General features: G+C 70.5%; 18 protein-coding genes and 1 tRNA gene. 10 read left to right on the forward strand and 9 right to left on the reverse strand.

What is annotated here, in order from left to right; genetic code table 11:
- Window positions 1–157: 157 nt before the first annotated feature.
- Window positions 158–652 carry a hypothetical protein gene (locus CLV35_RS20060; protein ID WP_183061924.1) on the reverse strand — a complete coding sequence of 165 codons (495 nt, stop codon included), beginning with the start codon at window positions 650–652 and terminating at the stop codon, window positions 158–160.
- A 1,829-nt stretch (window positions 653–2,481) separates the two neighbouring features.
- Here CLV35_RS20060 and CLV35_RS10950 point away from each other — a divergent pair.
- Window positions 2,482–2,811, forward strand: a complete 330-nt coding sequence (locus CLV35_RS10950) for a hypothetical protein (protein ID WP_147431942.1) — start codon at window positions 2,482–2,484, stop codon at window positions 2,809–2,811.
- Window positions 2,812–3,271: 460 nt separating this feature from the next.
- On the forward strand, window positions 3,272–4,423 hold the full coding sequence (locus CLV35_RS10960; protein ID WP_121193549.1) for an IS30 family transposase: 1,152 nt from the start codon (window positions 3,272–3,274) through the stop codon (window positions 4,421–4,423).
- A 4,096-nt stretch (window positions 4,424–8,519) separates the two neighbouring features.
- Here the strand turns inward: CLV35_RS10960 and CLV35_RS10975 are convergent.
- The 5 genes from CLV35_RS10975 to CLV35_RS10995 all read right to left on the reverse strand — a co-directional run bounded on the left by CLV35_RS10975 (window position 8,520) and on the right by CLV35_RS10995 (window position 11,153).
- On the reverse strand, window positions 8,520–9,125 hold the full coding sequence (locus tag CLV35_RS10975; protein ID WP_121193552.1) for a hypothetical protein: 606 nt from the start codon (window positions 9,123–9,125) through the stop codon (window positions 8,520–8,522).
- A gap of 95 nt (window positions 9,126–9,220) precedes the next feature.
- Window positions 9,221–9,293: transfer RNA gene (locus tag CLV35_RS10980), tRNA-Lys, on the reverse strand.
- Between the two features lie 45 nt (window positions 9,294–9,338).
- Window positions 9,339–9,467, reverse strand: a complete 129-nt coding sequence (locus tag CLV35_RS20795; RefSeq protein WP_269203911.1) for a hypothetical protein — start codon at window positions 9,465–9,467, stop codon at window positions 9,339–9,341.
- A 159-nt stretch (window positions 9,468–9,626) separates the two neighbouring features.
- Window positions 9,627–10,889, reverse strand: a complete 1,263-nt coding sequence (locus CLV35_RS10990; RefSeq protein ID WP_121193554.1) for a cupin domain-containing protein — start codon at window positions 10,887–10,889, stop codon at window positions 9,627–9,629.
- A 9-nt stretch (window positions 10,890–10,898) separates the two neighbouring features.
- Complete coding sequence (locus CLV35_RS10995; protein WP_121193555.1) at window positions 10,899–11,153, reverse strand: BatC protein; 255 nt, start codon at window positions 11,151–11,153, stop codon at window positions 10,899–10,901.
- Between the two features lie 212 nt (window positions 11,154–11,365).
- On the opposite strand from CLV35_RS10995, the gene CLV35_RS11000 reads away from it, so the two are divergent.
- Genes CLV35_RS11000 through ppk2 form a run of 3 tightly spaced genes read left to right on the forward strand, consistent with a single transcriptional unit; the run spans window position 11,366 to window position 13,698 of the window.
- Window positions 11,366–12,529, forward strand: coding sequence for an inorganic phosphate transporter (locus CLV35_RS11000; protein ID WP_121193556.1), 1,164 nt, complete (start codon window positions 11,366–11,368; stop codon window positions 12,527–12,529).
- Window positions 12,530–12,539: 10 nt separating this feature from the next.
- The gene (locus tag CLV35_RS11005) at window positions 12,540–12,782 is read left to right on the forward strand and encodes a hypothetical protein (RefSeq protein WP_121193557.1); all 243 of its coding nucleotides are present in this window, start codon (window positions 12,540–12,542) and stop codon (window positions 12,780–12,782) included.
- A gap of 46 nt (window positions 12,783–12,828) precedes the next feature.
- Window positions 12,829–13,698, forward strand: coding sequence for a polyphosphate kinase 2 (gene ppk2, locus CLV35_RS11010; protein ID WP_121193558.1), 870 nt, complete (start codon window positions 12,829–12,831; stop codon window positions 13,696–13,698).
- Between the two features lies 1 nt (window position 13,699).
- On the opposite strand, the gene CLV35_RS11015 is transcribed toward ppk2, so the two are convergent.
- A complete protein-coding gene (locus tag CLV35_RS11015; protein ID WP_121193559.1) occupies window positions 13,700–15,958 on the reverse strand; it encodes a family 43 glycosylhydrolase in 2,259 nt (752 codons plus the stop codon).
- Between the two features lie 72 nt (window positions 15,959–16,030).
- Between CLV35_RS11015 and CLV35_RS11020 the strand changes: the two genes are divergently transcribed.
- Entirely contained in the window at window positions 16,031–17,548 is a 1,518-nt protein-coding gene (locus CLV35_RS11020) for a diguanylate cyclase (RefSeq protein WP_121193560.1), read from the forward strand.
- Between the two features lie 6 nt (window positions 17,549–17,554).
- On the opposite strand, the gene CLV35_RS11025 is transcribed toward CLV35_RS11020, so the two are convergent.
- Together CLV35_RS11025 and CLV35_RS11030 are read right to left on the reverse strand one after the other, a co-directional pair.
- The gene (locus tag CLV35_RS11025; protein WP_121193561.1) at window positions 17,555–17,977 is read right to left on the reverse strand and encodes a hypothetical protein; all 423 of its coding nucleotides are present in this window, start codon (window positions 17,975–17,977) and stop codon (window positions 17,555–17,557) included.
- A gap of 111 nt (window positions 17,978–18,088) precedes the next feature.
- Window positions 18,089–18,286: a hypothetical protein gene (locus CLV35_RS11030; protein WP_121193562.1), complete on the reverse strand. Its 198-nt coding sequence runs from the start codon at window positions 18,284–18,286 to the stop codon at window positions 18,089–18,091.
- 101 nt (window positions 18,287–18,387) lie between these two features.
- Between CLV35_RS11030 and CLV35_RS11035 the strand changes: the two genes are divergently transcribed.
- The 4 genes from CLV35_RS11035 to CLV35_RS11050 are packed head-to-tail and all read left to right on the forward strand — an operon-like array spanning window position 18,388 to window position 22,325.
- On the forward strand, window positions 18,388–19,365 hold the full coding sequence (locus CLV35_RS11035) for a VWA domain-containing protein (RefSeq protein WP_121193563.1): 978 nt from the start codon (window positions 18,388–18,390) through the stop codon (window positions 19,363–19,365).
- Between the two features lie 46 nt (window positions 19,366–19,411).
- Window positions 19,412–20,443 carry an AAA family ATPase gene (locus CLV35_RS11040; protein WP_121193564.1) on the forward strand — a complete coding sequence of 344 codons (1,032 nt, stop codon included), beginning with the start codon at window positions 19,412–19,414 and terminating at the stop codon, window positions 20,441–20,443.
- Window positions 20,440–21,372, forward strand: a complete 933-nt coding sequence (locus CLV35_RS11045; protein WP_121193565.1) for a DUF58 domain-containing protein — start codon at window positions 20,440–20,442, stop codon at window positions 21,370–21,372. Before CLV35_RS11040 ends, CLV35_RS11045 begins: the two co-directional genes overlap by 4 nt.
- A complete protein-coding gene (locus tag CLV35_RS11050) occupies window positions 21,372–22,325 on the forward strand; it encodes a VWA domain-containing protein (RefSeq protein WP_121193566.1) in 954 nt (317 codons plus the stop codon). The genes CLV35_RS11045 and CLV35_RS11050 overlap by 1 nt, the downstream gene beginning before the upstream one ends.
- The last annotated feature ends 4 nt before the right edge of the window (window positions 22,326–22,329 follow it).

Raw genomic sequence — 22,329 nt, forward strand, 5'->3', positions numbered from 1 at the left:
TTCGGACAAGTCACTTCCCGGACCCACCACGCCCGACGCTACGCCCGCGATCGACACCCGACCAGACCCCGCCGCCCCTCCCGTCCAAGCGCTCTTCGCGTGAGTCCCAACGGCACCCTTGACACAGAAGGGAGCCATGAGCGGGCGCTCGGCCGGGCTATCCCACGGACAGCACCGTGCTACCCGCCAGGGGCCTGGGCTCGCCGTTCCCGCCGGTCTGGACACTGACGAGGCACGGCAGCCCCGACTGCGCATCGGCGGTGATGACCATGGCTCGCACCATCGCGTCCGGCGGGAGGCTGCCCGAAGGAGCCGGGTGACCCGTGGTGACGGTAAGGGGGAAACGTCCGATAAGTTTGATCTGTAGTTCGCGGCCCGAAGTGCACGGGTGACCCGTGTTCGAGTGCTCCACACTGCCCGAACGCTCTATGGCGGTGGCGCTCGAGACCGAAGCTCCTTGCTCTGCGATCGTCTGGCGGGCCACCGCCTCGGCCTTCGTGATCGCATCCGGATCCAGCGAACTGACGCCCACCTGCCCGGCGCTTCGAGACGTCTCACGATTGGTCGGGGTCGAGGTCGGCTGCGGCGTCTGCGTAGAAGAGCACGCTGAGAGCACCGGCAGGACGACGAGAGCAGCGAGCGACACCTTCACGCCAGTCGGACGGCGAGTCATGCCCGATGGTTCCACGCCTGAGGCCAGGCGGTGCATCCCACTGACCACGTCGAGACAGTGCCTGGTTCCGATTGCGTACCCAACAGATCGGTCGGCGCGGCATGTCCGTGCATCTGGGCCGATTGCTTACCGCGACTCTGGGGCTGCGGCGAGCCGTCTCGGTCCGGGGATACCCGTCGGGTGCATGCAACGGACGGCCTGGGTGCGAGGGCGACGTGTTGACGAAGGCTCGGGTCCTCGATCTGCCCCCTTCCCTAACCGGCCTCGGTCTCGACAAGAGCGAGGCGGAGGTACGTGCAGTCGTCGCTCACATGGACGCCGAACAGGTGCGACGGATAGTTGACCGCTTCTGTTCTGGCTGGCCGGGAGAGGAACCCGGGAGCGCGTGCGTATGCGGTGCCATGGGAGCCGAGCGGCACGGGCGTCGAGTTGAGGCTCACTTTGAAGCCGAGGAGCTCGGCGCCGAGCGCGTAATGGCCTGGTGGGCGTATGAGCGCTACGGGCCGGACATGCCGTTCAATGGGCAGTCCGTCCGTGAGTACGTTCTCAAGTTCAAGCCGTACGACCCGGGCTGAGGACGAGGCACGCAAGTGGGCCGCTCTTGTTGCAGGCCGCCATGCATGATGGGCAACACAGCGCGCCTCGCGGTATGAGCGAGCGTCTGGCGGGCATGCACGTGACGCAGGAGGTGTAGTTGTGGCGAAGCGCAAGAAACCCCCAGCTAGCGAACTGTTGCGCTTGGCGTGGCAGTCGCCTGGAGGTCAGCGGCGCTGTCTAAGCGCGCTCGCGGCGGCGGTAGTACTTGGGCTGCTGCTCGGCGCTGCAGGCATCGACGACAGTCCTTTGGCGTACGTCGCGCTCGCTGTGCTGGTCGCCATCGTCGTCCCGGTGGTCCTAAGGCCGGCCAGTCGCGAGTGGAGCCGCCGGCAGGGCCTCTAGGCACCAGTGTTCAGCCCACCTCGTGCACATCGGCACGACCATGAGGTATTCGCCGTGCGCCTCGCACTCCGACCGTGGCATGTGTGGAGGCTTGCCGCTACTTGATCGCGGCGACGCGACCGCCGCGCCTCAAGCGGCACCGCAACTCGAGCCCTCGGCTAGAGCGGGACGGTGACAGTTCGCGGCGAGCTCCTCCTGTCACCTCATCAAGACCCGGAAGTTGATCAACGCGATGACTACCCCAGCGGACCCAAGGAGGCCTCCTCCCGCGACATGACCAAGCAGCGCGAGCACAAGACCCGCCAACCCTATGAGGATCGCGCCGAGGAAAGCGGCCCGCTCCATCGACGTCATGCGGCGCCAAGTTGACCGCTGATCTTGTCGCGGCATCGGTTCTCTCCAGTGATACGGACGGTCCCCTCATACCCGTCTAACTCTTTCGCACTTCGGCATGGTCGGGGGACACGCGGGCCTACCGCTGGGAGCCGCTCCGTCGTGCGGCGAGGAGAGCGAGAGTCACAGGGACGGCAGCCGCAAGCACGGGGACGAGCCGAGCGGCTCCATCGGCTCCAGTCAAGCGCAAGGACAGGTAGAGGCCGATGAGGGCGAGGACTGCGAACGCGCCCGTGGTCCAGTAGGTCCGCACACAAGATCACTTCCCCGGCGTCGCGGCGCCAACCGCACGTCCGTCCCGGCGCGCTCGTCGGCACGAGCGGTCATCGCCACGCGCTCCGTCGGCGGCATGAGCGGTGAGCGCTCGGAGCTAGGGACTGGCCTCGGCGCTTTATGCGCGCCCCGACGCTGGTCGTGTTGGCCCTGAGAGAGTGTGACAGCGATTGACGGGCTGACGACTCTAGGCGGCGGGCGACGTGCTTCAGATTGAGCGCTTCGGCAAAGTTCAAGAAGGTCGATGGAAAGGCTGGTGGATCTACGCAACCCGCCAGTCGGGCGATGCGGTGATGTTCTTCGCATTCGATTTTGATAACGATGCAAGCGGCATGGTGGCCGACGAACTATGGGCGCCAACTGCCGAATACGCGACTGATCTGGCTACTGACTGGGCTGTCGATTGGCTGAGTCTGGAGGAGTCTGAGCGTATCTGGGCGACCCGAGGCGTCCTCCGCAGCGAGCTCGACTACAAGCCGTTGCCATCGAGGAGCGAGAAGCTTCGGGCTTGGTGGGCGGGTAGGCGGCGCTGACTCGATTACCTGCAACTAGGGAGGAATCGACTGTGCCCGCCCTCACCTTCCTGAGCTTCGGTGCCGCAGGAAGCAGTGCGCCTGCTCTCGGAGCGGCATGGTCGCTCGCCCGCGAGCTCGGCGGCAAGAGCGGACGTTCCGTGCAAGTCTCACCGGCATGTCCCTGGACGACGAGACGAGCAGCGACCAGCCCACAGTCGTGACCGTGCGGGTGGAGTTGGGCCGAGATCCTGACGGCCCGCCTGACGTCTACGAGCTCTCTCACGTGAGTCCCTGGCCGCTGATGCTCGAGGATGAGGCCATCTCATCTGCTCTCCAGAGGGGCCTCGAGGCGCTGCTTGAGCAGCTTGGTTGGCAGGGGCCGCCCTGGCCGTCCTAGTCAAGCCCGCACCGATAGCGGGGCGGTCTCTAGCGGTCGTCGCAACACTCCTTGATCATCGGCTCTGCCGAGGAAGGGGTGGTGGTTGTGGCGGTGCGGACAGCGTTGACGCCGGCTGAGGTTGATGAGGTGTGGTCGCGGTGGCGTTCGGGGCAGGCGGTGAAGGTGCTGTCGCGGGAGATGCGGCGGCATCCAACGACGGTGCGTGATCTGCTCAAGCGCTGCGGAGGGATCCGGCCCAGGCCGCGCACGCGCCCACCGTTGCGGCTGAGTCTGGGCGAGCGGGAGGAGATCTCCCGCGGTCTGGCTGCTGGGCTGTCGTTGCGGGCGATCGCCACCGGGCTCGGTCGTGCCCCGTCGACGGTGAGCCGCGAGGTCGAGCGCGCAGGCGGCCGAGACGCGGATCGCGCGTTGGACGCGGACGCCGCGGCGTGGGCGGCGGCGTGCCGGCCTAAGCAGTGCAAGCTGGCGGCCCATCCGCGGCTGCGGGCGGTCGTGCAGGACAGACTGCGGGAGGACTTCTCCCCGGAGCAGGTTGCCGGGTGGCTGGTCCGCCAGTTCCCCGACGAGCCGGAGATGCGGGTGTCGCACGAGACGATCAACCGCTCACTGTTCGTGCAGTCCCGCGGCGCGCTGAAGAAGGAACTGACCCAGCACCTGCGCACCCGGCGGGCGATGCGCCGACCGGCCGGCAAGCGCCTGCCTGATGGTCGCGGGAACCGGCTGCATGAGCTGACGATCAGTGACCGGCCCGCAGAGGTCGAGGACCGCGCGGTCCCCGGGCACTGGGAAGGCGACCTGGTCTTTGGGCGCGGGATGAGCCCGGTCGCGACACTGGTCGAGCGCTCGACCCGGTTCGTGATGCTCGTCGCGCTGCCCGAGGGACACAAGTCCGAGCTCGTCGTCGACGCCCTCGCCGCCAAGATCCAGACCCTGCCCGCGGCGCTGGCGAAAACGCTGACGTGGGATCAGGGCAACGAGATGAGCCTGCACGCAAGGTTCACCGTCGCGACAGGTGTCCAGGTCTACTTCTGCGACCCGAAATCGCCGTGGCAGCGCGGCAGCAACGAGAACACCAACGGACTGCTTCGCCAGTACCTCCCAAGAACGCTGAACTTCCGCACACTGACCCAAGCCGACTTCGACGCCATCGCCGACAAGCTCAACACCCGCCCTCGACAGACGCTCGGCTTTCGGACACCATCCGAAGCACTGGACGAGGTGTTGCGTTAGCCGCCTGAGCCCGCAGGCAAGAGCGGACGTTGGACCAGACGAGCCCGATGATGGTTGAGTGGCGGACGAGAGCGACTACTGGCGTTGCCCCAACTGCGGTCACACGGATGAGACGCGCCCTCATCGCCGCGGCGTACAAAGAGCGTCCACCCTGCTCGGGATCACCGCCGCTCGAGGACCCCGCGAGCTGCACTGCGGCAACTGCGGGCACGTGTGGGGGATGCCAGCTCCCGATGAGTGGGACCGCCAGCAGCAGCGACAACAAGCCGCACGGCTCAGCAGGGTCGAGCAGCGCAACCGTGAGCTCGGCGGCCAGTGACGCGCTCCGCGGCATGACCGTGAGATCGAGGGTTCGCCTGATCCGAAGGATCACCGACGCCAGCATCAGCCCTGGAGGAGTTGTGCCATTTCCGACGCTTCAGCCCACTTCGACGCATAGGACTTCGCTTTGCCGGCGAAAGCGAAAGAGATGCGTCCTGCCTTCTCGCTGCGTTCGCGCCACCGCACGTCACTAAGGCTTGCGCGCGGGAACCGCTCTAAAACCCGGTCTCGCCTGAGCGCGAACGCGCTGGCTTGGACTCGGTACAAGTCCTCGTCAGTGAGAATCAACGCCTGTACTCCGTTGAAGCCATACCAGGGACCTCTACTGACGTGCGCGACGAGTCTGATCGGATGGCTCGGGCCAACCACCTTCTGCAGATTGTCCAATTCAGGCCCGCTGTACCCTCGTCGCTTCATGTAATCATCCTTCCGCATGAGCTGCTCGGAACTGCACCTACCCGCGTGTGGGCCTGCGCAGCCGTTGGCGTGAGCCTCCCACGCAGTCCCTCGATCGTCCGACCTTCGGCAGGGGCGGACGTCGCCGGCGCGCGGAGCGCGGCAAGAGCGGACACTGGCGGCGAGGCACGAGTGCCGCTGCTCAGTCCTGCGGGTGGTGCGCTCCTCGCAGGGCCATGTGAGGACGTTGCTCAACTTGCGAAGAAGAAGGCGACGCCGAAACAGATGAATCCTGCGCCGATGATGCGCATCATCCAGGGACTGGTCCGTCCCTCGTAAGCCTGGTAGCCGTAGTTGCGTAACCAGGCGGGACCCTTCGTGTCATTAGCGCGCGCTATCGGCGCAGCCTTGACCACGAGAGTGCCTCCAACTAAGAGGAAGATGATCCCGACAGTGATACCCAGATGGCTCACTTCCTTCTGCTCCGGACGAGCGTGACTACGAAGGATACGACCAGGAACGCGACAGCTAGCAGCACCAGCCAGAGCGGCCTCCCGCCTCCGCCTCCGTGGCTACTGTCCGCCGCCTGTGAAAGACCCTCGATCATGAGTTTGATCATCGCCTCGCCGGTGTCGACGCAAACGAAGCTTGCCTCTCGGCGCATGGTCGCTCATCGGCAGGAGCGGTCAGGGCTACGCACCATGACCGCGGCAAGACCGGATGATGGTTCGCTAGGGGTGGCGGTGCATGACTATGCAGCGCCGCGACAGGGACGGGCCCGGGTCGGGGCTGGACGTTACGCAGCAACCACGACCTTTCCTTGAGCATCCTGCCGGGCGCGCTCCGGTAGCTTCGGCACGAGGTGCGGCGCACCGCTTGGACGGTGCCGGTCACGGCCGCGCTGTGGGTCGCTGCCTACGTGACGAGATGCGGCCTCCTTTCTCCCACGGGCGGGCGGGCGCGTAGTGTCCGGTGAACACGAAGGACCTCACCGCCCTTGCGGACGCCTGCGTCAAACGTCTATGTCTAGGTGATAGCGCGCGACAACCGCGACAGGCATAGCGGAGGACAAGGGATAAGCGCGCACCCTGCGAAGGGAGGCGCGAAGTTACTTCGTTCCGCACGCCGTATGCGACGGCAACCGCGAGACCCGAGCGGTACTCCAGGCGCAGAAGATTACGGTTCCCGACCGGGGAAGTCCTCCCCTGAAGAAGTGCTTCGCTACTACCGGCACCCGAGTCCGAGCAACGACGGCATCAACAGCCAACGTGTACGGTGAGCCTCCTGGGCCGGTCACGATCACGCGGTAAGCCGCGTTCTGAGGCCCAAAGAGCAGGACTCCGGACCAGCCCCGTCGCCCGCGACGGTACACGGAGTAAGGAATCGCGCTTGACGAACCCCGCTTTGTTGCGCCGGTTCCATGGCCGTGCTTGTCCTTCACCAGCAACTGGTTTGGCGGCTCCTGTATGGCGTAGAACGGCCTGATCCACCCGAGATGTTGGGTGAGTGTGACGTGAATGTCCGACTCGGCCAACGGAATGAAGTCTGATGGCTTGTCGACGGAGTGCACGCGGTAGCAGTAGGTAAAGGGGCCCGAGTTGTAGAGTTCGGCTCCGAACTGGGTGCCCGCGTGCCAGATCTCATGGAATCCATCGGTGTGCCAACGGAGATACAAGTCCCCTGATCCGCCGACCACGCAATTGCTGACTACCTTCGTGGAGTTCTCAGGATTGGGCCACCGACAGTCCGGCGCCCCCGGATTCTGTCTCAGTATGTCGAGGTGGGCAGTGGCCTTGCTTTGGATGAGCACCTCGAACAACTGCATCACCGAGGGGCCGATGCCGATACGCACATTTAGTGTTCCGGATCCGCTATAAGAACAGGTGGCGTCAGGGGCCGGCTGCACGGGTGCGAAGTCCAACGGCAACGGGTCGTAGCGAACGCGTAGCAATTTCAGTGCGTCGTGGTAAGAAATGTCGATTGCGGGCAGAGTGACAAAGACATGAGCGGGACTGCATGAGGGTCGGAAGCTCCACGCTATATGGCCGTGGCAGGAAGCGTCTACGCCGTAGTGAAGATCCGCGGAGCCTGCAATGACGTCCGCTGCCGGTTTGTACGATCCCTGCATGTGCAGCAAGTCGCACGAGGTGATGGCGCTACCCTCGTCCCATGCGTCCGGCTGGTCGCAACCAGCCCCCACGAAGTGCAGGTCTACTGGGAGTTGTGACGGCCCCAGGATCCAATCGTATGAGAGGCCGCCGCTGCCGTCTGGAGGATCCTGCCAATGCTGGCTGTCGTCTGGAGGAGTAGGCGTCCGACTTGCAGTGGCTGAAGCGGTCGCCGTCTCCGCCGCGCCTTCGGGAGATGCGCAAGGAAATGTGACGGTTTTGCTTTGATGACCGCTGGCGGACAGGACTTGGATCTTGGTTATCACGGCGCCGTCACCGCTGTTCTGCTGTGTCAGGGCTGCGCTCATCATCAGATCCTCAGTGACAGTGCTGTGACTGCCTGGGGCCTCAGCGCCATCGACTTCAGCACCGCCGCTGAATGTTATGGTGCCAGTCCACTCCCTGGCCGGGTCGACACCAGTCGACTGGTGCGCGCTTGACGTCAGCGCCGTGACCGGCACGGGAAGCGTCGTGGCGGCAGCCACACTTGCGAAGGCAAAGCAGATGGCTCGTGACCGTGCCCCCATGCCCATGCTGAAGGATGCCCCCCAAGCGGCTCGCTGGCAAGACTCGCCGGACAGGCAGCCGAGGAGTGCTCGCCGGACCACTCGCCGTTGCTGACGCACCTTGGAGATGGCGCTCGGGCCGCTGTCCCGTAAGCCCACGGGTGAAAATGCCCGCTTAGGCACTTCATATGGCACAAGATCTGAGGGTCACCAGCCAGGCCTCGAGATGGAACGTTCGGCTCCGGGCTTGAACTCCGCTCTGCATGACCTTCCGGACCGCGGCATCCCTTGCAACCAATGCCGCTTTGCGCTTCTCGGCAGGACCGCGAAGTCGGCGGCGCCTGCCTAGCCAGAGCGTGGTTAGGCTGCCTGATCGGAACTAGTGCGGCCGGTGGTCGGAGCGCCGGCGAATGACCGCCATCGCTGTGGCGCCGACGACACCGCCGAAGAGGACAGCACGCACCCAAGTAGGCCAACCGACGGCATCAGACACATACGAGACGAGCAGCGCAACGAGGATCCCTGCGCAGAAGAGGACGAGCTGATTCGGCGGGCGCATCGGCCGAGCATGTCACTACGTCTGGAGCTTCCCGCCGGCTGTGCGCGGGGCGTGCGGTCGTCATCCGACCATCGGCAAGAGCGGAAAACGCTGACTGGTCTAGGCGGTCGCGCCGGCTCAGGCGTCCGAAATCGCCGTGCGACGTTTCAGCGTCTTGCGCCTGGTTCAGAGGTGGAGGCGGGCAGGTCGACCGTGCAGCTGGAGCCGTCGGGGGACTCGAAGTGGAGGTGCAGCGTTCGCGCGTCTGGCGGGGTCGGCGGCCGGAAGCGCGCGATGTAGCGCCAGGGGGCGTCTTCGCCACCAGCCTGCGCGGAGCCCAAGCGGTAGGCCGTGCCCCGGTCGTCGGTCACCGTCATGCTCACCTCGGTGAGACGCTCCGCCGGCCACCTCGGAGGGTCGACGGGGTCGTCCCTCGAGAACGTCTCGTGCCATGTGGCGGAGGCAGCGACGTACTCGCTGAGGATCGGCTCACCAGCTGGCTCCCGACCGATGAGCTCCAGCGTCAGGTGGTTCGCGACAGAGGCTGTGACGAGGTAGACGTCGGCGCCTTCGACATGGCCGACGACCGACTCCGGCACCGACAGCCGGACCCGTGGCACCTGCGTGACCTGCACGAGGTAGACCCAGTCCGGGTCGTCGAAGTCGGCGTGCACCAAGCCGTCGGCGAGCAGCTCCCGGGAGCTGTTCGGCGGAGGGTCATGACGAGAACCGCCGAAGACCAGCTCGGTGGTTGCCCTGCTCAGGTCGATCATGGCTAGACGCTAGCGGCGTGGACGCGCCTGAGCGGACCGGGCACCGAAACAAACCTGCGGCGATGCCCAGAAGGACATCGCCGCAGGTCAACGGGTGCGCCGCGAGGGAATCGAACCCCCAACCCGCGGATTAAGAGTCCGCTGCTCTGCCAGTTGAGCTAGCGGCGCGCGGGCAGAACATTACCAGGGTCCGTGGGCCCGCCCGGCCAGGCCCTAGCCAGCGGCCCACCAAGCGAGCTCGGGGCGCCCCTCGTGCTCGAGGATGTCGCGCGAGCTCGGCCCGTCGACATCGGTCAGGTCGCAGATCAGCGACAGCGGGATCCCGGCGGCCAGGAGCTGCATGCAGAGCTCCGTGGCCGGACGGCTGGTCTTCTCAAGAGTCGTTGCCCCCATGGCATATCCCTCGGTCGTCGAAGTGCCGCACTGATGCGCCGGTCGAGTGGAGGGATCCCCGCTCACGCTTGGTGCATGCCCGACTACGCAATAGACCACCCGATCGGGTCAGCCCTCGGCCGGGACGACCACTCCTTCGCGCAGCAGCCGACGCACCAGCACCACCCCGTCGGCCTCGTCCAGCCCGGGCAGCTCAGCGGCGAGGAACGTCTCCCCGCTCAGCAGCGCGTCGACAGCCGCCGCGGTGTCCGCCGGCAACGTCAGCGACCGACCGGGCAGCACGAGCTGGACCGAGTCACCGGCCGGCCGCAGCTGCGCGCGGAGGGCGTCGCGCAGACGTACGGCTGTGGTGCCCGTAGCCGACCGCGCCGCGGCCGCCTGGGCGAGCGGAGCGATCGGCGCCGGCCGGCTCTTCGGCCAGACGCTGCGGCGCAGCCGCTCGGCGACGTCAGCGGCAGGCACCTCGCGGACGGCGGCCGCGAGCGCCTCGAGCGTCGCGGCGACCTCTTCCTGCACGGCGGCTGGGTCGGCGACGTCGACGCCGAGCGGCAGGGATCGGCGCAGCTCGGGGGAGCGCGCGGCCAGCGCCGTCAGGGCCTCGGCCACCGCGTACCGCGTCACCGTGTGGATGCCGACGGTGATGTGGGCGGAGACGTCGCCCAGCGCCTCGGCGGCGTGGAGCCAGCCGCGGGGGAGGTAGAGCGCGTCGCCCGGGCGCAGCACCTCGTCGAGGAAGGGCTCCTCGGCGGCGCGCTCGGCCACAGCGGCCCGCCGGTCGGTCCACACCTGCGAGCGCAGGGGCGACTCGAGCACGGGCCGCGAGATGCGCCAGCGCTTCTCGCCGGCGACCTGGAGCACGAAGACGTCGTGCACGTCGTAGTGGGCGTCGAAGCCGCGCGACTGCGGCGGCGTGACGTAGGCGTTGACCTGCACCGGGTGGCCGAGCTCGGCGGCCAGCGCGCTGGCGAACGCGACGAGCGGCGGGTGGTTGCGGTGGAGACCCTGCAGCACGATCGAGGCGCCGTCGGCGAACAGGCCGAGCAGGGCGTCGTCGCGCACCTGGTCGGCGATCTCGGCGCCCGCGCCGCCGGAGCCGGTCCAGCGCGAAGGGTCGATGACCTGCCCGTCCTTCGCCACCCGGATGAAGGGGGTGCGCAGGCCGCGCTCGGAGAGCAGCTCGTCGACCGCGTCGAGGCTCAGCAGGTCGCTGAAGCCGCCCACTCCGCCGGGCAGCGAGGCGGCGCGGGCCAGCAGCGCCTGCCGGCCCCAGTAGTCCTCGGCGAAGGAGTCCACGTCGAGCGGCAGCACGCGCTGCAGCGCCGGGTGGGGGTCGGACCCCACCCGGCGCTCAGCGTCGTCCACCAGCGTCATGCGACGGGCTCAGGCGCCGCCGTCAGCGCCGCCGTCGGCACCACCGTCGGCACCGCCGTCCGCGCCACCGTCAGCCCCGCCGTCGGCGCCGCCGTCGTGCTGGCCCGGCTGGCCGGACGCGCCGCCGTCGGCGGGACCCTCGGCACCGCTGTCGGCGCCGCCGTCAGCGCCACCGTCCTGCTGGCCGGGGACGCCGGACGCGCCGCCGTCCGCGGGACCTTCGGCGCCGCTGTCGCTGGTGATGCTGTCGTCATCGAGGGCCATGAGGACTCCTTCTGTCAGGGACCGGAGACAGCATGATCACCCATCGCGATCACGCCCGTGGAGTCGCTACCCCGAACCGACACGCGCCACTCGTCCGGGAACGCCCGGCTCGGTTGATGAACAGTCGGTGAACGAGTGGCGCCAGGGCTGTCCTGGCGGGCTGCGGCGGGGGAGGTTGGCCCCGACACCTGCCCCAGAGAGACAGAGGAACGATGGACGCGGACACGCTGCTGCTGGCCACCGTGGTGGTCACGGCGTTGGGGTTCGACTTCACCAACGGCTTCCACGACACCGCCAACGCGATGGCCACCTCGATCGCGACCGGCGCGCTCAAGCCGAAGGTGGCGGTGGCGCTCGCGGGCGTCCTCAACTTCGTCGGAGCGTTCCTGTCGCTGACCGTCGCCGCGACGATCGCCAAGGGCATCGTCGACCAGGACGTGGTCACGCTGCCGATCGTGTTCGCCGGCCTGGCGGGCGCGATCCTGTGGAACCTGCTGACCTGGTACCTCGGCCTGCCGTCGAGCTCCTCGCACGCCCTCATCGGAGGCGTCGTCGGCGCGACGTTCATCGCGGCCGGCGCCGACGCGGTGCTCGGCAAGGGCATCCTCAAGTCGGTGATCATCCCCGCGCTGCTGGCGCCGTTCGCCGCGGGCTTGGTTGCCGCGATCGGGACGTTCGCCGCCTACCTCATCACCCGCCGCGTCAACGACGGGATCCGCACGCGCGGCTTCCGCGTCGCGCAGATCGGCTCCGCCTCGCTCGTCTCGCTCGCGCACGGCACCAACGACGCGCAGAAGACGATGGGCATCATCACGCTCGCGCTGGTCGCCAACCACGACCTGGGCAAGGGCGCCGACACCCCGATGTGGGTCATCGCCTCCTGCGCGGTCGCCATCAGCGTCGGCACCTACCTCGGCGGCTGGCGCGTCATCCGCACGCTGGGCAAGGGCCTGGTCGAGATCGAGACCCCGCAGGGCTTCGCCGCCGAGGCATCCTCGGCCTCGGTGATCCTCGCCTCCTCGCACTTCGGCTACCCGCTCTCGACCACGCACGTGGTCTCCGGCTCGATCCTCGGCTCGGGCGTCGGCAAGCGCGCCGCGCAGGTGCGCTGGAGCCTCGCCGGGCGCATGGCGCTCGGCTGGGTGCTGACGCTGCCGGCGGCAGCGGTCGTCGGAGGCGTCGCGTACGCCGGTGCGCACCTCATCGGCGGAACCGCGGGCGTCGTCGTGATGGCGCTCGTGCTCGCCGCCTGCGCGGCGGCGTTCTTCCTCGCCTCGCGCCGCAGCCCGGTCGACCACACGAACGTGAACGACGACTGGGAGGCCCGGAAGCCCGCGGCTCCCGCCGCGCCCCAGCGCGCGCTGGCGAAGGTCTGAGGGCGGCATCGTGAGCGACTACATCGACTTCAGCGCGCTCGGCCAGGTGCTGCTGGCCAGCGTCCTCATCGGCGCCGGCCTCGTGGCGGTCTTCTCCGTCGGGCTGGTCGGCCTCTCGGCCTACGAGGGCCAGCTCGTCGAGGGCTCCGCGGGCCGCAAGGGCACGCCGCTCGGCCTCGCCGTCGCGGTGCTCTGCTTCGCCGTCGTGGTCGGCGGGATCGCGCTCGGCCTGTGGACGATCCTCGGCAAGTGACCCGCCGACAGGTGGCCGGGCACGCCCGACGGGGAAGCATCTCGGCATGACGCAGCTCGCGCTCGACCCGGCCCTGCACGGCCTGCGCGTCGACGACGACGATGACGACGACCCGGTGCTGCTGCGTGCCGACGGCGAGCCGGTCGACACCTGGCGCGAGGGATACCCCTACGACGAGCGGCTCCCGCGCAAGGACTACGAGCGCGAGAAGCGGCTGCTCCAGATCGAGCTGCTCAAGCTGCAGAAGTGGGTCAAGGCGAGCGGCGAGAAGCTGGTCATCGCCTTCGAGGGCCGCGACGCCGCGGGCAAGGGCGGCACGATCAAGCGGTTCACAGAGCACCTCAACCCGCGCGGCTCGCAGGTCGTGGCGCTGGAGAAGCCGAGCGAGCGCGAGAGCACGCAGTGGTACTTCCAGCGCTACATCGCCCACCTGCCGGCCGCCGGCGAGATCGTGCTGTTCGACCGCAGCTGGTACACCCGCGCCGGCGTCGAGCGCGTCATGGGCTTCTGCACGCCGGCGGAGTACGCCGAGTTCATGCGCCAGGCTCCCGAGCTCGAGCGCATGCTCGTGCGCTCGGGCATCCACCTGGTCAAGTTCTGGTTCTCGGTGTCGCAGGCCGAGCAGCGCACCCGCTTCCTCATCCGGCAGGTCGACCCGGTGCGCCAGTGGAAGCTCTCCCCGATGGACCTCGCCTCGCTCGACAAGTGGGACGACTACACCGAGGCCAAGGAGGCGATGTTCCTCCACACCGACACCGACGACGCGCCCTGGATCGTCGTCAAGAGCAACGACAAGAAGCGCGCTCGGCTCGAGGCGATGCGCCACGTGCTCGACCGCTTCGACTACGACGGCAAGGACGCCTCCGTCGTCGGCACCCCTGACCCGCTCATCGTGGGCCGGGGGCTCCAAGCCTGACTCAGCGGTAGACGCAGAACCAGTCGAAGCTCACCAGCCCACCGGCGCCGGACTGCGAGAGCAGGCCGACGCGTACGGGGTCCGCGAGCGGCAGCGTCCAGGTGGCGCCGCGCACCCACGTCGCTCCGTCGTTGCTGCTGTACGCCGTCAGCAGCCGCTCGGAGCCCGACGCCCGCGACGCGATGCGCAGCCAGGTCGTCGCCCCGGGCGGGCCGACGATGCTGCCGCCCCACGACAGCAGCCCGGCGAACGAGCGCTCCTGCCCGAACTCGACCTGCCGGGTGTTGAAGATCGCGACGTTCGACAGGCGCACGAACTCGTCCGGACCTGCGTAGACCACCAGGCCGCCCTGCTGGAAGTTGCGGACGGTGTCGACCCCGAAGTCGTTGGTGAGCTTGGTCTCGACGACCCACCGGGCGCCGGGCACGTCGCGCAGGAGCAGCGAGGTGCCGCCGTCGCCAGGACCGACGAGGTCGCCGGCCTCGGTCGGCCACACCAGCGAGCCGCCGCTGACCGTGGCGGGCACCGGCCCGCCCTCCTGCGTCCACGAGGGGTCGATCGCGGAGCCGGTGAACTCGTCGCTGCGCGAGGCGTCGAGCCTGCCGAGCCGCAGGGGCGGCTCGAGCTCGAGCGGTCGCGACGGGATCGGCAGGGCGCTGATGTTGTCGACCGTCGAGCCGGCCGTGCCGACGACGCCGCCGGAGTACCAGCCGGAGCCAGTCGGCGCAGCGGCGGGCAGGGTCAGCGTCGCGACCGGGTCGCCGAGGCGGGCACTGCTCACGTCTGCGTACGCCGTGGTGCCCTTCACCTGCAGCACCACCGAGTGCCACGCCTCCACCGCGAAGCCGGCCGGGAGGGCGACGGAGGTCCTGCGTCCGCCGGCGACCAGCTCCAGGCGGGACGTCGAGGGCACCAGCCGCGCAGACACGGCCCAGCCGCCGCGCTCGGCCCGCACCGTGAGCGCGGTGGTCGCGGTGCCGCGCACGTCGGCCTCGACGCGCGCCCGGGCGCTGCCCGTGGGGAACAGCAGTGACGCGGGGGCCGGCGCCACCGCGTACGCACCGGAGTCGCGCTCCGAGCGCACCTGCCACCCGGCGCTGCCGCGCCACCTCGAGAACCCGGTGCTGACGTCGGTCGACCCGTTGCCCACGACGACCGGTGGCCGCTCCCTCGAGTCGCTCGGCCCAGCGCCCCCGTCGACGACCGGCCAGCCGCCGACCCAGTCGAGCCGGTCCATGAGCATCGGCCGCTGGTTGATGCCGCCCGGCTCGTCGAGCCACGGGTCGCCGCGGTCGATGGCGTGGTAGACGATCCAGTCCTGACCGGTGAGGTCGGTGAGCAGCGCGTTGTGCCCCGTGCCGATCCAGCGGTTGCCGTTCTGGCGCAGCACCGGCGTGCCGCCCGTGCGGGAGGCCATCAGCGAGATGCCCTGCGCGTCGACGAAGGGGCCGGTGATGCTGCGCGAGCGCCCCACCTGGACGCTGTAGCCGGTGGTCGGCCCGGCGCAGCAGTTGGCGGTGGAGGCGAACAGGTACCACCAGCCGGAGCGGTGCACGAGGTAGGCGCCCTCGAACTTGTTGTCGATGGCGATCTGGGTCGCCGGCCCGGTCGTGCGCCGGCCCGAGGGGTCGAGCGGCGCGGTCCAGAGGCCGCCGTAGTAGGAGCCGTAGACGATGTGCTGGCTGCCGTCGGCGTCGGTGACCACGTCGGGGTCGAACGTCCAGAGGTAGTTGCCCGGCCCGCCGTTGCCCCGCGGCGCCACGACCGGTGCCCCGGAGTCGGTCCACGGCCCGGCCGGTGTCGGCGCGGTGGCCATGCCGATGGCGTTGTCGTCGCGGTCGGGGCTGACGGTCGTCTGGGTGACGACGTAGTAGAGGCGGTACTCGCCGTCGACGTAGCGGATGTCCGGCGCCCACAGCCCGAGCCCCGGGGCCGTGTCCGCCCACGACGGCAGGGTGGTGGCGGTGAAGGCGTCGCCGACGTGGGTCCAGCGCACCAGGTCCTTCGACCGCACGATCGGCAGCCAGTGCGGGGTCCCCTCGCCCTCGCGCAGCGGGTCGGAGGTGCCGTAGGCGTACCACCAGCCGTCCTTGCCCCTGATCACCGAGGGGTCGGCGAAGGTGTCCGCCACCCCGTGCAGCACGGGGTTGACGTAGGGGCCCGAGGGGCGCGAGGCAGGTGCGGCGCCAGCAGGGGTGGCGGCGCCGACGGCGCAGAGGGCGAGGGTGGCGGTGACGGCCAAGGCCGCGCGGAGGCCCATGCCCGCTGTTGTACGCCTGCCCGGCATCGGTGGGAAGCCCCCGTTTCGTCCGTCACGGGTAGTCTTCCGCGCGTGAGCAGCCTCGAGGCGCGCGACGGCTCGTCGCCGAGCCGGCACGAGCTGCCGATCGCCGCGCTGCGCAGCCTCTACGGCGTCGTGCGCGCCATGAGCGAGGCGCGCACGCTGGCCGACGCGCTGCAGACGGTGTGCGACGGCGTCGTCGAGGGCGTCGGCTTCGAGATCGCGGTGCTCAACGTGGTCGACGAGGACGGCAGCTTCGAGACGGTGGCCGTCTCGGGCTCCGAGCAGGCGCGCGAGGCGCTGCTGGGCTCGCGCCACGACCGCGACACCTACGACACCGAGTTCTCCGTCGCCGAGGCGTGGGGCAACCTGCGCTTCGTGCCGCACGACGCGCTGCCGCCGGACCAGCTGACCGGCTGGGTGCCCGACATCGAGGTCTCGGTCGACCCGACCGCCTGGCACCCGATGGACGCGCTGTTCTCGCCCCTCTACGCCGCTGACGGCACGCTGATCGGCATGCTCTCGGTCGACCTGCCGCGCGACCGGCGGCGTCCCGGGCCGCTGCAGCGCGAGCTGCTCGAGATCTTCTCGACCCAGGCGGGCATCGCGATCGAGAACGCCCGGCTCATCGAGCAGCTGCGCCGCAACGAGGAGCAGCTGCGCGAGCAGGAGGAGTCGTTCCGGCTCGCCTTCGACGGCGCCGGGGTCGGCATGGGGATGCTGGTGCTCACCGACGACGGCTCGGCGGTCTACGAGCGCGTCAACGCGCGTCTCGCCAGCCTGCTCGGGCGCAGCGTCGACGAGCTGCAGTCGGGCGTCGCCCTCGAGCTGGTGCACCCCGACGACCTGGAGCAGGAGCTCGCCGTGCGCCGCCGGCTCTTCGAGCTGGTGCGGGCCGACCCCGACGCCCGCCCCCTGGAGCGCAGGGAGCTGCGCATCGCGCGCCCGGGCGGCGACGACACCTGGGTCGAGGTGACCACGGCGGTCGTCGCCGCCACGGCGCACTCGGTCCGAGCGCTCGACCAGGTCGAGGACGTCACCGAGCGGCGCCGGGTCGAGATCGACCTCCGCCGGCGCGCCCGCCAGGACCCGCTCACCGGGCTGCCCAACCGCGACACGATCGAGCGCCGGCTCGTCAAGGCCGTCGACCGCGCCCGGCGCACCGGACGCACCGGTGCGGTGCTGTTCTGCGACCTCGACGGCTTCAAGGCGGTCAACGACACCTACGGCCACTCGACCGGCGACCTGGTGCTCGTGGCGGTCGCGCGGCGCATCGCGGGAGAGGTGCGCGACAGCGACGTGGTGGCCCGGCTCGGCGGCGACGAGTTCGTCGTGGTCGCCGAGGACGTCTCGCAGCAGGACGCGCTCGCGCTCGCCGAGCGGATCCGCACTGCTGTGGCCCAGCCGGTGCGCGAGGGCACCGTCGACGTGGGGGTGACGGTGAGCATCGGGCTCGCCCGGATCACCGCTGAGGCCGAGGTCGCCGCCCTGCTCGACCTCGCGGACAGCCAGATGTACCGCGCGAAGGCGCTCGGGCGGAACGCGGCCTCCTACGCCGAGGAGGCGTAGCGAGCGTCAGGCGCCGAAGCGCAGGTGCGTGAAGACGCCCGACGTGGCGGGCTCGATCACGAAGGTGCCGCCCCGGCGGGCCAGCACGTAGTCGGCGTAGCGGAGGAACTCGACGAGGTCGGCGCCCAGCTCGGGCAGCTCGCCGACGTCGACGAGCACGACGTCGCCGGGCCGGGCGGCGAGGACCGCCTCGGCCACGCGCTGCCACATGAGCGGGCTCTCGGCGTCGCGGCCGAGGGCGACGCGCAGGCGCTTGGTGCGGCTCTCCTGCTCGCGGACGACGGTGACGGAGTGGTGCCCGGGCGCGGGCACGCTGCTCGCCGGGCGCCGCAGGTCGATGACCCGGCCCCTGCTGCCCAGCGAATCCCGCCGGACCACGTCCGGACGGGTCGCGGAGTGGACCGCGCTGCCTTCCAGGGTCGTCGACACGGGCGCCTCCTCCCTGAGGTTCCTGGGAGGCTTCTGCCCTCGTCGGCGCCGGTCAATCCCCGAGCGTGCGGTTTTCTCAACAACGACAGGCATCGTTGTCCGTCGGCGTCGTCAGCCCACCGCGAGCGAGAGGGCGAACCAGGCGAGCCACGCGAGCACGACGACCGCCAGGGCCGCCTGCCGGCGCACGACCACGGGACGGCGCGGACGGTCGCCCCCGAGCAGGTCGCGCCCCGTGACGGCCGACCAGGCCTGCACCACGGCGAGCGCTGCCGCCGCGACGCCGACGGCGCCGAAGACGTACCTCATGCGGCGCTGCTCATGGCTCCGGAGCATGCCACGCGCCCGCTCCCAGGAACTACACAGGATCTGACCAGCGGGCTGTCAGCCTCGTGCCGCAGAGTGGTCCCGTGCCCTCCTCCTTCTCGCTCGAGGCGCCCGGCCGGCTCTGGGCGCTGCTCGGGCTCGTCGCGCTCGTGGTCGCGGCCGCCGTGCTGGCCGCGCGCCGGCGGCGCGGCACCGACGCGTACGCGGTGCCCGCCCTGCGCGCCTCCGCCGCGCCTCGCGCCTCCGCCTGGCCACGGCGCGTGCTGGCGGCGGTCTTCGGCGTGGCGGTGCTCGTGCTGACCACCGGGTTCGCGCGGCCCAGCGTCGAGGCGAAGGTCGGCCACCAGCACGCCGTCGTCATGATCGCGCTCGACACCTCGACCTCGATGGAGGTCGACGACGTGAGCCCCAACCGCTTCGCGGCGGCCAAGGAGACGGCCAAGGAGTTCATCCGCAAGCTGCCCTCGACGATCGACGTGGGCCTGGTCGGCTACAACGCCACCGCGGCGCTGGTCGCCGCGCCCACCTCCGACCACGAGCAGGTCGCGGCCGCCGTCGACACCCTGACGATGAAGGGCGGCACGGCGATGGGCGACGCGCTCGAGCTCTCGCTCGACGCCGCGCTGCGCGACCTCGCCTCCGCCGGGGCGACGAAGGACGACGGCAGCCCGCCCGCCGCCCGCCTCGTGCTGCTCTCCGACGGCGGCAACACCACCGGCAGCCCGCTCGAGTCCGCCATCCAGGACGTCGCCGACGCCCAGGTGGCCGTGTCGACGATCGCGCTCGGCACCGAGAGCGGCGAGGGCAAGGTCTTCGACGGCCGGCAGGTCACGGCCCCGGTCGACTACAGCGCGCTGCAGCAGGTGGCCGACGGCACGGGCGGCACCGCCTACCGGGCCGCCGACGCCGACCGGCTCTCGCAGGTCTACTCCGACATCGGCACGCAGGTGGTGACCCGCACCGAGCGCAAGGACGTCTCCACCGCCTTCGCCGGAGCCGGGCTCGGCCTGCTCGCCCTCGTCGCCGCGTCCTCGCTGATCTGGTCGGGCCGGCTGCTGTGACGCCCGCACCGACCCGCCCCGCCCGCACCCTCCCGAGGAGACCCCGATGAGCCTGCACCACCCCCACGAGCGGACCGAGACCAGCGACCTGCTCGAGCAGGTGGTCATGGAGATCAAGAAGGTCATCGTCGGCCAGGACCGCATGGTCGAGCGCATGCTCGTGGCGCTGCTCTCGCGCGGCCACGTGCTGCTCGAGGGCGTGCCCGGCGTCGCCAAAACGCTGGCCGTCGAGACGCTCGGCAAGGTCGTCGGCGGCACGTCCGCGCGCCTGCAGTTCACCCCCGACCTCGTGCCCTCCGACATCGTCGGCACCCGGGTCTACCGCCCCAGCCAGGAGCGCTTCGACACCGAGCTCGGCCCCGTCTTCGCCAACCTCGTGCTCGCCGACGAGATCAACCGGGCGCCCGCCAAGGTGCAGTCCGCGCTGCTCGAGGTGATGGCCGAGCGGCAGGTGTCCATCGGCGGCACGACGTACAAGCTGCCGAACCCGTTCCTCGTCCTGGCGACGCAGAACCCCATCGAGAACGAGGGCGTCTACACGCTCCCCGAGGCCCAGCGCGACCGCTTCCTGCTGAAGGTCGACGTGCCGCACCCGACCATGGCCGAGGAGCTCGAGATCGTGCGCCGGATGTCGGTGGCCAAGCCGGTCGCCGAGCAGGTCATGGAGACCGAGCAGCTGGTCGCCGCGCAGGCCGAGGCCGACCGCGTCTTCGTGCACCACGCCGTCGCCGAGTACGCCGTGCGCCTGGTCATGGTCACCCGCGACCCCGTCGCGTGGCACGCGCCCGACCTCGCGCCGCTCATCGCCAACGGCGCCTCGCCGCGCGGCTCGCTCGGCCTGGTGCAGGGCGCGCGGGCGCTGGCGCTGCTGCGCGGACGCCCCTACGTCCTGCCCGCCGACGTCGCCGACCTGGCCGTCGACGTGCTCTCGCACCGCATCGTGCTGACCTACGACGCCCTCGCCGACGCGGTGCCGGCCCGCACGGTCATCGAGCGCGCGCTCTCGGTCGTCGCGCAGCCGGTGGTGGCCCCCGCGCAGAGCTCGCTGCAGCACGCCGCGGACGCCTCGGTCGCATGAGCCCCACGCTGCCCCCGCCGCCGCTGGTGGCGCCCTCGACCGTCAAGCGGCTCTCGCTGCAGGTCGCGCGCCGCCTCGACGGGCTGCTGCAGGGCGAGCACCTCGGCCACCGGCTGGGGCTCGGCAGCGAGCCGGCCGACGCTCGGGCCTACGTGCCCGGCGACGACGTGCGGCGCATCGACTGGGCGGTCACCGCGCGCACGTCGGAGACCCACGTGCGCACGACGATCGCCGAGCGCGAGCTCGAGTCGATGCTGGTCGTCGACCTGTCGGCCTCGATGTCGTTCGGCACCGCGACCGCCGAGAAGCGCGAGGTGGCCATCGCGGTGGCCGCGGCCTTCCTCCACCTGGCGAAGGGACCGGGCGACCGCACGGGCGCGCTGCTGATCGGCGAGGACGGGCTGCACTCCCTGCCGCCGCGCGGAGGGGCGCTGGGCGCCTACTCCACCCTGAGCGCGCTGCTGCGCCAGCCGCGCGCGACGACGGCCGGCGCGGGAGCGCCCGACCTCGCAGCAGGGCTCCGCGCCGCCGCGGTGCGCCAGCGCCGGAGAGGGCTCGTGGTCGTGGTCAGCGACCTGCTCGACCCGGTCGAGTCGTGGCACCGGCCGCTGCGCCACCTCACCGCCCGCAACGACGTGATCGTCGCCCAGCTCGTCGACCGGCGGGAGCGCGAGCTGCCCGACGTCGGCGTGCTGCGCCTGGTCGACCCCGACTCCGGCCGCGAGGTCGAGCTCGCCACCAACGCCCGCACGCGGGCGAGGTACGCAGAGGCCGCCGCAGCGCGGCTCGCGGCCCAGGCCGCCGCCGTGCGCGACGCCGGTGCGTCGCACCTCGTGGTGCGCACCGAGGACGACTGGCTGCCGCAGCTCGCCCGCCACCTCGTACGCCGCCGTCGCGTCGGTCTCGCACCCACCACCCGGAGGACCTGATGCACGGCCTCGCCTTCGACCACCCAGGGCGTCTGCTGCTGCTGGCGCTCGTGGTGGTGCTCGGGGTCGCCTACGCGCTGCTGCAGCGGCGCCGCTCGCGCGATGCCGTGGTGCTGCCCGGTCTCAGCGCGCTGATGGCCTCGCTGCCCAAGCTGGGCTGGCGGCGCCACGTCGTGGCCGCCGCCATGCTCGTCTCGCTCGCGGGCGCCACCGCTGCCTTCGCCGCCCCGACCGCCGAGGTGAAGGTCGCGCGCGAGCGGGCGACCGTCGTCGTCGCCCTCGACGTCTCGCTCTCCATGGCCGCGACCGACGTGAGCCCCGACCGTCTCAGCGCCGCGAAGTCGGCCGCGTCGCAGTTCGTCTCCGGGCTGCCGGCCCGCTTCAACGTCGGGCTGGTCGCCTTCAGCGGCGTGGCCGACACCGTCGTCGCACCCACCCAGGACCACCAGAAGGTCGAGGACGCGATCGCGACGCTGCAGCTCGGCAACGGCACCGCGATCGGTGACGCGGTCGCCTCGTCGCTCGACGCCATCGCCGCGGTGCCGGGTGCGCGCGGGACCGCCGCGGCGCCCGCCCGGGTCGTGCTGCTCTCCGACGGCGCCAACACGACCGGGCGCACGCTGCCCGACGTCGAGCAGCAGGCGCTGGCCGCAGGCGTACCCGTCTCGACGATCGCCTACGGCACCCCGGACGGCATCGTGCGGGTGCAGGACGGCTTCGTCCGCGTGCCGGTCGACGGTCCGGCGCTCGCCGAGCTCGCCGACGTGACGCACGGGCAGGCGTACCAGGCCGCCAGCGGCAAGGAGCTCGAGGGCGTCTACGACGACATCGGCAGCCAGGTCGGCTACACCACCGAGCGGCACGGCGTGGCCGCGGGCGCGACGGGTCTCGCGCTGCTGGCCGCGCTGGCGGCAGGCGCGGCGGCCCTGGCGTGGAGCCCGCGGACGATCTGAGGCC

Source organism: Motilibacter peucedani, from assembly GCF_003634695.1.
GTDB classification, from domain to species: domain Bacteria; phylum Actinomycetota; class Actinomycetes; order Motilibacterales; family Motilibacteraceae; genus Motilibacter; species Motilibacter peucedani.

What these genes read in the sequence shown, in the direction of transcription:
- CLV35_RS10975 (WP_121193552.1), bottom strand. Translation starts at nt 9,125, where the DNA reads ATGATCGACCTGAGCAGGGCAACCACCGAGCTGGTCTTCGGCGGTTCT.
- CLV35_RS20795 (WP_269203911.1), bottom strand. Translation starts at nt 9,467, where the DNA reads ATGCAGCTCCTGGCCGCCGGGATCCCGCTGTCGCTGATCTGCGACCTG.
- CLV35_RS10990 (WP_121193554.1), bottom strand. Translation starts at nt 10,889, where the DNA reads ATGACGCTGGTGGACGACGCTGAGCGCCGGGTGGGGTCCGACCCCCAC.
- CLV35_RS10995 (WP_121193555.1), bottom strand. Translation starts at nt 11,153, where the DNA reads ATGGCCCTCGATGACGACAGCATCACCAGCGACAGCGGCGCCGAAGGT.
- CLV35_RS11000 (WP_121193556.1), top strand. Translation starts at nt 11,366, where the DNA reads ATGGACGCGGACACGCTGCTGCTGGCCACCGTGGTGGTCACGGCGTTG.
- ppk2 (WP_121193558.1), top strand. Translation starts at nt 12,829, where the DNA reads ATGACGCAGCTCGCGCTCGACCCGGCCCTGCACGGCCTGCGCGTCGAC.
- CLV35_RS11015 (WP_121193559.1), bottom strand. Translation starts at nt 15,958, where the DNA reads ATGGGCCTCCGCGCGGCCTTGGCCGTCACCGCCACCCTCGCCCTCTGC.
- CLV35_RS11030 (WP_121193562.1), bottom strand. Translation starts at nt 18,286, where the DNA reads ATGAGGTACGTCTTCGGCGCCGTCGGCGTCGCGGCGGCAGCGCTCGCC.
- CLV35_RS11040 (WP_121193564.1), top strand. Translation starts at nt 19,412, where the DNA reads ATGAGCCTGCACCACCCCCACGAGCGGACCGAGACCAGCGACCTGCTC.
- CLV35_RS11045 (WP_121193565.1), top strand. Translation starts at nt 20,440, where the DNA reads ATGAGCCCCACGCTGCCCCCGCCGCCGCTGGTGGCGCCCTCGACCGTC.
- CLV35_RS11050 (WP_121193566.1), top strand. Translation starts at nt 21,372, where the DNA reads ATGCACGGCCTCGCCTTCGACCACCCAGGGCGTCTGCTGCTGCTGGCG.